Origin of the sequence: Clostridium sp., from assembly GCF_051654825.1 — a bacterium.
Taxonomy (GTDB): domain Bacteria; phylum Bacillota; class Clostridia; order Clostridiales; family Clostridiaceae; genus Clostridium.
The window spans coordinates 1-11971 of sequence record NZ_JBOFYU010000097.1; the positions used below are offsets into that span (position 1 = coordinate 1).

Annotated in this window: 13 protein-coding genes and 1 riboswitch; of the genes, 2 read left to right on the forward strand and 11 right to left on the reverse strand. The window is 28.9% G+C overall.

What is annotated here, in order from left to right:
• On the reverse strand, positions 1–1414 hold a 1414-nt coding region (locus tag ACRDBA_RS05735; RefSeq protein ID WP_438571967.1), incomplete at its 3' end, for a M24B family metallopeptidase.
• 150 nt (positions 1415–1564) lie between these two features.
• Here ACRDBA_RS05735 and ACRDBA_RS05740 point away from each other — a divergent pair.
• Complete coding sequence (locus ACRDBA_RS05740; RefSeq protein WP_438571968.1) at positions 1565–2020, forward strand: DUF5680 domain-containing protein; 456 nt, start codon at positions 1565–1567, stop codon at positions 2018–2020.
• A gap of 84 nt (positions 2021–2104) precedes the next feature.
• On the opposite strand, the gene ACRDBA_RS05745 is transcribed toward ACRDBA_RS05740, so the two are convergent.
• The 8 genes from ACRDBA_RS05745 to ACRDBA_RS05780 all read right to left on the reverse strand — a co-directional run bounded on the left by ACRDBA_RS05745 (position 2105) and on the right by ACRDBA_RS05780 (position 10009).
• On the reverse strand, positions 2105–3838 hold the full coding sequence (locus ACRDBA_RS05745; RefSeq protein WP_438571969.1) for a Na+/H+ antiporter NhaC family protein: 1734 nt from the start codon (positions 3836–3838) through the stop codon (positions 2105–2107).
• 146 nt (positions 3839–3984) lie between these two features.
• Positions 3985–4161, reverse strand: a riboswitch (Lysine riboswitch).
• 87 nt (positions 4162–4248) lie between these two features.
• Positions 4249–5505, reverse strand: a complete 1257-nt coding sequence (locus ACRDBA_RS05750) for an aminopeptidase P family protein (protein WP_438571970.1) — start codon at positions 5503–5505, stop codon at positions 4249–4251.
• Between the two features lie 16 nt (positions 5506–5521).
• Positions 5522–5962 (reverse strand): ACT domain-containing protein, encoded by a 441-nt coding sequence (locus tag ACRDBA_RS05755; RefSeq protein WP_438571971.1) that lies wholly within the window; start codon positions 5960–5962, stop codon positions 5522–5524.
• Positions 5963–6098: 136 nt separating this feature from the next.
• Entirely contained in the window at positions 6099–7736 is a 1638-nt protein-coding gene (gene hcp, locus ACRDBA_RS05760) for a hydroxylamine reductase (protein ID WP_438571972.1), read from the reverse strand.
• Positions 7737–7838: 102 nt separating this feature from the next.
• Complete coding sequence (locus tag ACRDBA_RS05765) at positions 7839–8507, reverse strand: Crp/Fnr family transcriptional regulator (protein ID WP_438571973.1); 669 nt, start codon at positions 8505–8507, stop codon at positions 7839–7841.
• A gap of 29 nt (positions 8508–8536) precedes the next feature.
• Positions 8537–8749 carry a hypothetical protein gene (locus ACRDBA_RS05770; RefSeq protein WP_438571974.1) on the reverse strand — a complete coding sequence of 71 codons (213 nt, stop codon included), beginning with the start codon at positions 8747–8749 and terminating at the stop codon, positions 8537–8539.
• 145 nt (positions 8750–8894) lie between these two features.
• Entirely contained in the window at positions 8895–9419 is a 525-nt protein-coding gene (locus ACRDBA_RS05775; protein ID WP_438571975.1) for a spore maturation protein, read from the reverse strand.
• Between the two features lie 14 nt (positions 9420–9433).
• Complete coding sequence (locus ACRDBA_RS05780; protein ID WP_438571976.1) at positions 9434–10009, reverse strand: nucleoside recognition domain-containing protein; 576 nt, start codon at positions 10007–10009, stop codon at positions 9434–9436.
• A 120-nt stretch (positions 10010–10129) separates the two neighbouring features.
• Here ACRDBA_RS05780 and ACRDBA_RS05785 point away from each other — a divergent pair, with 120 nt between their 5' ends.
• A complete protein-coding gene (locus ACRDBA_RS05785; RefSeq protein ID WP_438571977.1) occupies positions 10130–10315 on the forward strand; it encodes a hypothetical protein in 186 nt (61 codons plus the stop codon).
• Positions 10316–10408: 93 nt separating this feature from the next.
• Here the strand turns inward: ACRDBA_RS05785 and ACRDBA_RS05790 are convergent, their stop codons facing one another.
• Together ACRDBA_RS05790 and ACRDBA_RS05795 are read right to left on the reverse strand one after the other, a co-directional pair.
• Positions 10409–10807, reverse strand: a complete 399-nt coding sequence (locus tag ACRDBA_RS05790) for an ASCH domain-containing protein (RefSeq protein ID WP_438571978.1) — start codon at positions 10805–10807, stop codon at positions 10409–10411.
• Between the two features lie 145 nt (positions 10808–10952).
• Complete coding sequence (locus tag ACRDBA_RS05795) at positions 10953–11951, reverse strand: LacI family DNA-binding transcriptional regulator (protein WP_438571979.1); 999 nt, start codon at positions 11949–11951, stop codon at positions 10953–10955.
• Positions 11952–11971 lie beyond the last annotated feature (20 nt).

Below are 11971 nucleotides of genomic sequence, written 5' to 3' on the forward strand. Positions count from 1 at the left end.
TTAAAAAGAATCCTACTCCATGCCCTGTTCCACATTTATAATCTAATCCATAATCCCATAAAGGTCTTCTTGCTAATATATCTAAATTTTTACCTGGTGTTCCCTTTAAGAATTTAGCTGTTAATAAATTAATATGTCCTTTTAATACTAATGTAAAATCTCTCTTTTCTTCTTCTGTTATGTTACCTAAAATAAAAGTTCTAGTAATGTCTGTAGTTCCATCTAAATATTGCCCACCTGAATCTACTAAAAACATCCCTTCTTCTTTTAATACATATTGAGTTTCTTTTGTAGCTGAATAATGCATCATAGCAGCATGATCTTTATATCCAGCTATTGTTCCAAAACTTTCACCCTTAAAGTTATCACCTTCAGCTCTAAATTGTGATAATCTTTCACTTGCTGAAATTTCAGTTACTTCTCCACTCTTTACAGATTCCTTTAACCACTTTATGAATTTTACCATAGCTACACCATCACGTACTTGGCAATTCTTTAAATTAGCTATCTCTACATCATTTTTTATAGCCTTTAGCTTTGTAGTAATATTTAAATCCTCTATAACCTTTACATCTTCGCTTACATTCACATAGATTTTTGCATTTACCTTTGATGGATCTATAAGTAAGCTACCCTTAATTTCCTTTACATCATTATAAAGTTCATCATAATCCTTTAAGATTACACCTTCATTAATTAAATATTCTTCTATATTTTTATCAACCTTATCTAAATTGATATATAAAACACTTGAATCCTTTTTTATTAATGCATATGACATAACTACTGGATTAAAGTTAATATCATTTCCTCTAATATTAAATAACCACGCAATATCATCTAAAGAAGAAATTATATAGCTATCTACTGATAACTTATCCATTTCTGCTCTAACACAACTTAATTTTTCTTTAGCTGACTTTCCTGCAAATTCTACTTCATGAATAAAAATTTTCTCAGTTGGAAGGTTAGGTCTATCTCCCCATACCTCATCTAACAAATCCTTATCCATCTTTATTTTAATATTTTTAACCTTAGATATTTTTTCTAGCTCTTTAAACTGGTTTACAGAATATACGCACCCATCAAAACCAACAACTTCATTTTCCTTAACATTTTCTTCTATCCATTCTTCTACTGTTGGATATCCTGGAGTTCTCATCTTCATTAAGTCTATATTTCTATTCTTAAGCTGATTTTCTGCCTGTATAAAATATCTTCCATCAGTCCACAAATTAGCTGAATTTAAAGAAACAACTAATACACCTGCTGACCCTGTAAATCCTGATACATAAGATCTCCCTTTATAAAAATCCGCTACATACTCACTTTGGTGTGGATCACTACTTGGAATTATATAATGATCTATATTATTCTCTTTCATAACTCTTCTTAACTCATTTACTAAACACATAATTATGCCCCCTTTTTATAACATAATTATACATCAAATATGTAATATTTATTAACTTTTCTTTATTTTCAGAATATATAAATTATTTAGTTGTATTTGTAAATATTTTCCTTTATAATTTAACTATAATTTAACAAGGGGGAATAGGAAATGAGTGAAACATTACAATTCAAAAAATTCTTAACAGAAGCTAAGCAAAATACTTTTGCTAATGGAGGTAAAACTGAAAAGTCATCTAGACCTCATTCAAAAGATTATGCATTTAAAAAATATAATTATTATTACTTAGATAGCTGTATTGGAGATACAAATATTATAGGAGAAGAATTAGTATGGCAATCTGAAAAATTATTTTGGGGTATGAATTACAATGGGAAGCTTTTAGTTCCTGATGCTCCATATGGTTTTATTAGCTTTTTAAAAGAAGCTTTAAGAAACTGCGACGCTGATTCACCTTTTAGAGGACCTAAACATTTTAAAAATAATAAATACTCTTATGAATGTAGCTATGATGGTGACATAGAATCATTTAATGGAGTTGAAACAATTAAATATAACGGTGAAGAAATATTTAAACTTCATTTCCATGGTGGAACATTAGTTTAATTATCTTTATATTTAAATATTGAAAACGGTATGAGATTTATTATCTCATACCGTTTTTTTCATATTATATAATTTACTTTTTAATTAAGCAGATTTTGAAGAAGTATCTTCAACTTTTTTTCCTAATAATTGAACTCCTACAAATACTGCTAATAATGCAACTGGTAATACAATATACCATGGTAATCCAAATCCTGCCGGAAGATATCCAAATACTACTGTTATTCCTGCTACAAATAATGCATACCACATTTGAGTCTTTACATGGGCAATATGATTACATCCTGCTCCCATAGATGAAAGTATTGTAGTATCTGATATTGGTGAACAGTGATCTCCAAATATAGCTCCTGTTAATACAGCACTTGTACTTACAATTACATATCCCATATCAGGATTTATTGAAAATGCTAAAGGTATTGCTAGTGGCATTAATATACCCATAGTTCCGTAAGCAGTACCTGTTGCAAATGAAATTACTGCTCCAAGTATAAATATTAAACTTGGTAATAAGAAATAAGGTAATGATCCTGATAACATTGAAACTAAATATTTAGCTGTTCCTAATTCTTTTATTGATGAACTTAAAGTCCATGCTAAAATTAATATTACTCCTGTAATAAGTAATGGCTTCATCCCATCTATCCATACATCTATAGCTTCTGATACAGTAAAGATTTTCTTTCCTACTGCCATAATTATAGTTACAACACTTGCAAATAATGCTGATTGGAATAACGCTACTGATGCATCTGATGCACTAAAAGCTTGCTGTATTGCTTCAAATGAAAATGGTGCATTAGTTAATATTTGTTGAAGCGCTATATCTTCTCCACCCATAATTGTGCTATACCCACTATAGTAGAATGAAATTAAAGCTGCAACTATTAATGTTCCTATTGGAATAATAGCATTCCAAATGCTAAGCTTAACTCCTTCTTTAGGTTCTAAGTCTGAATTATCAATTGCACTTTCTGATGCAACTTCATTTTCAGCCTCCATATCTCTTCTTCTTGCTGCTATTTCAGCCTTATACATAGGACCAAAATCCTTTAAAAGCAATGAAGTTATTAATACAAATGCTAAAATTAATATATTATAAAATCTATAAGGTATTGTTTGTAAGAATACTCCAAAAGCATCTACTTCTAATCCTATTCCTGCAAATCCATCATTTATTAATCCTACTTCTAATCCTATCCATGTTGAGATTATTGCTAAACCTGCAATTGGAGCTGCTGTTGCATCTATTATAAATGCTAATCTCTCTCTTGATATTTTCATTTTATCTGCTACTGGCTTCATTATTGGTCCAACTATTAAAGAATTTGCATAATCATCAAAGAATACCGCAAGTCCTAATAGTAAAGTTACAACTTGTGTACTTTTTGCTGTTTTAGCTTTTCTAGCTAATGCTTCTGCTACTGCTCTAGCTCCACCCATTTTAGCCACTAAATGAATAACTCCACCTATAACTAAAACCTGTAATACAATCCCTGCATTCCACGGATCTGCTAAAGAATTTAATGCTCTTGATACAAAGTCTAAAAATGATTGAATTAAAGCTACAAAGAAATTACTGTTTGTAAGCTGTATAAGGAAACATCCTGACAAAGCTCCTACAAACAATGATATAACTACATTCTTAGTTAAAAATGCCAAAATAATTGCAATTACTGGAGGTATTAAAGTTAATATCCCGTAATGCTCTGAATTTATTGTTGCTGCATCAACCTCTGATGCAAATACTACTGTTGTTGTTAAAACTAACATTAGTATTGTCATTAAAATTACTCTTAGATTTCTGTTGATTTTCATAATAATTTCCCCCTTAAAATTTGTTGTGAATATTAAAGGGTAGCCATTTTTTCTAATGGTTACTGATAACTTTATTATTATCAAAAAAGAGCCCTGAGTTTTCACTCAAGGCTCAATATATTACGAATTAATATACAAAAAAATCCTCAAATGATAGCTCAACACAAAACAAAATTTGTGACAGTGTTACATATATTCTATGCAACCCCAGCTATACAACCATAAAGCATTAGTTGTACGCTTCGGCGATAATTCCTTTCCTACTAACTCATAGTGCTTACCTCATTAGTAGTACTCTTAAGTACCGCGCCTCTACCCTTGTCATTATTCACGTTTGATTTAATTTGATTATACAAGTATTATTCGGACATTGCAAGAGTATTTTTTATTTTTTTATTAATAATTATTCACTAATTATTCTCATTTCCCATAAATTTCTCTATCTCTTCAACACTTTTAATCATTTCTTTTGTTAAAACTTCATTTCCAGTTTCAGTTATTAGTACATCATCTTCTATTCTAATTCCTATTTCTTCATCTTCTATATATATCCCTGGCTCTACTGTATAAACCATCCCAGCTTCAAATGTCACATCTCTATTTTCAAGTTCTACATCATGAGTATCTAATCCTAAGCTATGACCTATACTGTGATAATAATACTTTCCTACTTCATCCTTATTTTTTATTAAACCTAAATTAATACATTCCTCTGCAATTAAATTTTTTGCTTTTTTATTTAAATCTATAAATTTAACTCCAGGCTTCATTTCACTAATTATCTTTTCATTAACTCTTAATACTGCATTATATACTTCCTTTTGCCTTTCAGTAAACTTCCCATTCACAGGAAACGTTCTAGATATATCTGCATTATAATAATTATATTGAGCACCTAAATCAAATAATATTAAATCTCCATCCTTTAATTTAGAATCATTATCTACATAATGAAGCACAGTTGCATTTCTACCACCAGCTGCTATTGTTTTAAATGCAAAATCCTTTACTCCACTAGTCTTACACTTAAAATCAAAATATGCTTCTAATTCATATTCCTTAATTCCAACTTTAGAACTTTTCATTAAAAGCTCTACTCCATCGATAGTTATTTTTATAGCTTTTCTCATTTCATCTATTTCATCTTTAGTTTTTATAAGTCTAAACTTTCCTATTAACTTGTTTATATTTTTAATTTTAACTTGTGGGTACTTTCTTAATATTTCATGGGAAATATTTTCTGAAATAGATTCACTAGCATCATAACTGTCTCTTTCTAAATCAAAATAAACATTAATGTCTTCATGCACAGAAATTACCTTATGAATAAAGCTATTTAAATCATTTAAGTACTTTACTTCATCCACTCCACTTACTTCTATAGCTTCATCATTTCTAATAGTTCTTCCTTCCCACTTTTCTTTAACTTCATCTACTTCCTTTATAAAAATATATGATTTTACTTCATCCTTAATCTTACTTATTATCAATACATGATTTTCCTCATTAATACCTGTTAAATAATAAAAATTTCTATTTGGAGTAAACGGATATTTTTCATCTGCTGTCTTTTTAGGTGCATTACCTGCAACTAATATTGCTAAAGAATTATTTGCAATCTCATTTGCAACCTTTTGCCTATTTAACTTAAAAAACTCACTATTCATATTTATATTCTCCCCTTTATTCAGCAGCTAATAACTTTACATTTACCACATTAGGTAATGCCTTTAGTGTATTTACTAAACACTTTATGTCTTTTTTCATGTTAGATATATCTATAGTTATAGTAACATTTGCTGCCATGTTTATTGGTATATCCTGATTTATTGTTAGTATATTTCCTTTATTAAATGCTATACAATCTAAAACCTTAGATAAAGTTCCTGTTTCATGTGAAAGTAAAACTACTATTGTTACTTTCTTACTGTTTATTCCTTCAGACATAGCAAATATACTATCTTTATACTTATAATAAGTACTTCTACTTATTCCTACTTTTTTTACAGCCTCACTTACATCCTTTGCCTTTTCACTACATATCATTTCTTTTATCTCTAGTACTTTTTTAAATACCTCTGGCAATGCATTTTCACTAATAATATAATATTTTTCTTGTGCCATGATATCCCCCTCATCCCCACACATATCTATTGATTAAAATTTCTGAAAATTATATTATTAATTATATACCTTATCAGCTTTAAAATACAAATAAAAATAAGTGTAAAATAAATTTACACTTATTAATATAACCTAATTATTTCATAAACATATTTATATCATCTTCAACATTAGTTATTCCACCAATCCCAAAGTTTTCTACTAAAACATTTGCTACATTGGGTGAAAGGAATGCTGGTAATGTTGGTCCTAAATGAATGTTTTTAACACCTAAATATAGTAATGATAAAAGTACAATTACTGCTTTTTGCTCATACCATGCTATATTAAATGCTATTGGTAAATCATTAATATCTTCTAGTTCAAATATTTCCTTTAATTTTAATGCTATTAATGCTAATGAATAAGAATCATTACATTGACCTGCATCTAATACTCTAGGAATACCTGAAATTTCACCTAAGTTTAACTTATTGTATTTATACTTTGCACATCCTGCCGTTAATATTACAGTATCCTTTGGTAATGCTTTTGCAAAATCAGTATAATACTCTCTTGATTTAGATCTTCCATCACACCCAGCCATTACAAAGAACTTTTTAATAGCTCCTGTCTTAACAGCTTCAACAATTTTATCACCTAAACTTAATACTTGATTATGTGCAAATCCACCAATTATTTCACCTGTTTCTATCTCTACTGGTGACTTACATTTTTTGGCCATTTCAATTATTTCAGTGAAATCTTTTTTACCATCTTCATCAGCATCTATATGAGTACATCCTTCAAATCCTGAAGCCCCAGTTGTGAATAATCTTCCCTTATAAGAATCCTTAGGTGGCACTATACAGTTTGTTGTCATTAAAATAGGTCCATTAAAACTTTCAAATTCTTCTTTTTGCTTCCACCATGCATTACCATAGTTTCCTACAAAGTTTTTATACTTTTTAAACTCTGGGTAATAATGAGCAGGTAACATTTCTGAATGAGTATATACATCTATCCCTGTTCCTTCTGTTTGCTTTAATAATTGTTCTAAATCCTTTAAATCATGTCCTGAAACTAATATTCCTGGATTATTTTTAACCCCTATATTTACTTTAGTAGCTTCGGGATGTCCATAAGTTTCTGTATTAGCTTTATCTAGTAAAGCCATTCCATCGACCCCAACCTTTCCTACTTCTAGTGCTAGAGCTACATATTCATCTAAAGTTACATTATCATATATAGTTTTAGCTAAAGCTATCTGCATAAATGATGATATTTCTTCTGAATCGTAACCTAGAGCATTAGCATGCTTTAAGTATGCAGACATTCCTTTTAATCCATAAATAATTAATTCTCTTAAACTTCTTATATCTTCATTACAAGTTGATAATACACCAACAGTTCTTGCTTTTTTATCTAATTCTTTTCTATCTTCACTTGTCCATAAAGCTACCTTACTTAAAGTTTCTTTATTGCTTAACTTCATTATCAATTCATCTTTTTTAGCTAATGTTTCCTTTACTCTATTATAAAAAATTTCATCATCAAAATTTGCATTAGTTATTGTAGTAAATAAATTCATCGTAACCATATGATTTACGTCTGAATCTATAGCTTTTCCTTGTTCTCTTAGCTTTACTACTACCTCTGATAAACCTTTAGTCGCATATATTAATAAATCCTGTATAGCTGCTAACTCTGGTGTTTTTCCGCATACTCCCTTTATAGTACATCCACTACACCCAGCAGCTTCTTGGCATTGAAAACAAAACATTTTTTTCTCCATAATTTATCCTCCAAGTCTTTAAAATTTAACTATGCGCTAATTATAATTCCTTATAAAAATTAAATCGGTAACAAATGTTACCGATTATAAAAAAAGTTCATTTTATTTATACATTATTTCTTTTAGTTCAATTAAATTTAAAATTTCTATATTATCCTTATTAAAATTAATAATATTATTTTCTCTTAAAAATATTAACTCTCTAGATAAAGATGGTCGTGGAACTCCTAATATTTCACTTAATTCTTTTTTGCTCATATTAATATTAATCTTATTACTCATTTGCTTTTCATATTCTTCAAGTATAAAATTGACAACCTTTTGCTTTACAGTTATTAAGTTACTATCTTTTATTTTTTTATTTAATTCTATTATTTTTTCACTTAGCATCTCCATGAAGTTATTTAAGAACCTTACATTTTTAAAACACAAGTCAATTATCTCATTCTTTTTTATAAATACTATTTTAGTATCACTTAAAGAAATTAAAGTTGATGGATAAGTAGTTTCTTTTGAAAAAACTATTGCTTCTCCAAAGGTATCGTAATTTTTTAGTTTTTTCATAACTATAATCTTTCCATTTGGATATATTTTCTGTATTTCACTACATCCATTTATGATTATTCCTATTGAATCACATTTTGCTCCTTCAATAGCTATCGTTTCTCCCTTTTTATAATAAGCGACCTTGTATTTAATTTTTTCAATATCAGTTACATCTATTCCCTTAAATATACTGCACTTACTTATATCGTTCTTTATATCCTTCATTTATTCCTCCAATGATAATTGTTATATGCTTAGTCTAACTTTTTATCTTTAGAAATATTTAAAATCATTGAAGTTATCAATGATGCTATGATAGCTATAACTCCTCCTAATGAAAAGTAAAATGGTATATTATCTAAAAATAATCCTACTAATATTCCTATTCCAATACCATATGCTAAAAATATAGCCAACCTTGTAAGATCTTGCTCTGACAAAAAAATGTTTTTATTGTTCCACTCCATCTTTAATTCTCCTATAATAAAATTCTATAAATATATTATAATATATTACCCTTATTAAGTTATTACTAAAGTGTGACCAAATTGTAATTAATTATATACTTATTAGACTTATTAATTCATAAAATAGTTTCCATACTTTTAAATTTTATAATATTAATGCACTTACTAAAAATATTGCAGCTATTATAGCTGTAATATCTGCGAAAATAGCTGACCATAATGTATGTCTTATCTTCTTTATTTGCACAGCTCCAAAATATACTGTTACAGTATAAAATATAGTCTCGGTTGTCCCCATTATTACAGAAGCTATTAGCCCAATAGCAGTATCAGGTCCATATGTTTTTAATATATCTGTTAAGATTCCCATTGCACCGCTACCTGATAATGGCTTTATTAATACAAGCGGTGTAACTTCTCTTGGTAATCCTATAGCTCCAGTTACTGGTGCTATTAAATTATTTAGCATATCTAATAAATTAGACTCTCTAAAAATATGCACAGCTACTATCATAGCTAAAAGATATGGAAATATGTTTAAACAAACTTGTAACCCTTCTTTTGCGCCTTCAATAAACCATTCATAAACTTTTCTTCCTTTAAACATTCCATAAGTAATTATTACAACTACTATTATTGGTATAATACTCTTAGTTAAATACTGAAACATTCTATTACCTCCCTTTAGAAATATCTTTGAAGTGTTTTACAACAAACAACTCCAACAGTAGCTGCAATAACACTCGCTAAAATAGCAGGAAGTATTATTACTCCTGGATTACTTGACCCACATGCTGCTCTAATTGATATTATTGTTGAAGGTACTAATTGAATACATGCTGCATTAAGAACTAAAAATAATACCATATCATTAGATGCTGTTCCTTTTTCTTTATTTAATCTATCCATTTCCTTCATTGCCTTTATTCCAAACGGTGTTGCTGCATTACCTAAGCCCATCATATTTGCAGTTATATTCATAACTATTGCTCCTAATGCCTTATCATCCTTTGCTGCTTCCTTAAATATAAGCTTTAATATTGGTCTTAAAACTTTTGCTAGCTTATCTGTAAACCCACTTTTTTCAGCAACCTTCATAACTCCGCACCAAAAGCACATTAATCCTGTTAATCCTATTACTAACTCTACAGTAGAATCTACCGACCCTATTATTGCTTTAGAAATACCTTCACCGTTACCTGTAAATAAACCTACTACAATACCTAAAAATATCATTCCAAACCAAATGTAATTAATCATATTTTCACCTCCACTATTTAAAAATTCTTTTATAAATATATGCCTTGCATATGCTATTTATTAGTGATAGGATAAAGGTATCTAATATTAATTATGTACAGTATAAAAGGAGATTTAACTATGAACGAATCAAATTTAAAATTAGCTCAACAAGATATAGATGAGGCTTTACAAGCTGTAGAAGATATGGAAAAAGTAATTGATGGAACTGAAATTCCTGGTGAAATAATAAAAGAGAAATTTATTGCTCTAACAGAGAAAGTTCAAGAGCTTGAAAATATACTTAAAACTGAAGGTATAATATAAAAACCTCTCCTTTGAGAGGCTTTTATATTTTAAACTACATACAAATAAAAAGCAGCTTCATTTTTAATGAAGCTGCTTTTTATAACCATATTTTTAACTCACTAATTCAAATAACTCAACTGTTATTTTTGCATCACTTGGAATATTGTTATTCCCTTTTAATCCTGCATAAATTTTTCTATGTTCTTCTTTAAACAATTCTACATCATTTCCATAACCTTCACCCTGAACTACCCTAATGTCAGGATTATGGAAATCCGTCTCAAAAACTTCTAAAACCTTAACATTACATTTAGGTTCTCCCTTGTAATTTTCAACAGTAACTAACTTACCCTTAGTTGAATATATATCAACTAGCTCTTCATAATTACTAAATTCTTTAAAACTACAAATGGCAGTTTTTTCACCTCTCTCAATTTGTGAAATTAAATTCTCTCCTAAGCCATTGTCTCCAGACCACCCAATTCTAGATTTTAAGCCATATACAACCATATTTCTTTCCCCTTTTATAAACAAAGTCGAATTTTATGAAAACGTTTAATTTATACCACATGTATATATTACCATATATTTTAATAAATTACAACTCAAATTTAGACAAAAAAATAAGGCACATTCGCACCTTATTTCACTATACTTATTTACAACTATCTCTTTCTACTAAGCTATAATCTAAAACATATTGAGCTTGATCTAACTCTTTTTTGTTTAGTATCTTTATTAGCATTCTCATAGCTACAGATCCCATATCATAACTTGGTTGGTTTATAGTAGTTATCTTAGGATAGAATACTGATGCTACTGCATTATCATTAAATCCAATAACGCTTACATCTTCAGGAACGCTTTTTCCAGCTTCTCTTAATGCATTAATTACACCCATAGCAATTTCATCTGATGCACATACTACACCATCAAAATCTGCATTAGAACTTAAAAATTGTTGAACTGCATCGTGACCAGTTTTAACTTTTAAGCTGTTTGCAAACACTAACTTTTCGTCTATTTCTATACCTTTGTCAGTTAATGCATTTTTATACCCTATGTATCTATCTCCCCAAGCATTCATAGCTTCCTTCTTTGCTCCAGCAAAGGCTATATTTTTAGCTCCCTTATTTAACAAGTACTCTGTTGCTTCATAAGTAGCTTTAATATTATCAATAGTTACACTTGGTAAACTTCCTTCTTTATCTTTAGTTTCAACTAGTACAGTTTTTAAATCTAATTCATTTATTATATCTAATATTTCTTCTTCTAGCGATGAACTCATATAAATAACTCCATCAACCATTTTTTCTTTAAGAACTCTTAAATATTCTTTTTCCTTTTCTGAATCAAAGTCTGAGTTACATAATATTACATTGTAATCATAAATATTTGCAACGTCCTCTGCCCCTCTAACTATTTCTGGGTAAAAACCACTTGAAATATCTGGGACTAATATTCCTATTGTTTTTGTTCTTTGAGTTTTTAAACTTCTAGCTACTATATTAGGTCTATAGCCTAATTTTTTTATTGCATCTAAAACCTTTTTTTTAGTATCTTCGTTTACAACATCTATATCATTTAAAACTCTTGAAACAGTAGCAATTGAAACACCAGCTTCTCTAGCAACATCTTTTATTGAAGTAGCCATACCATCATCACTCCATTTTC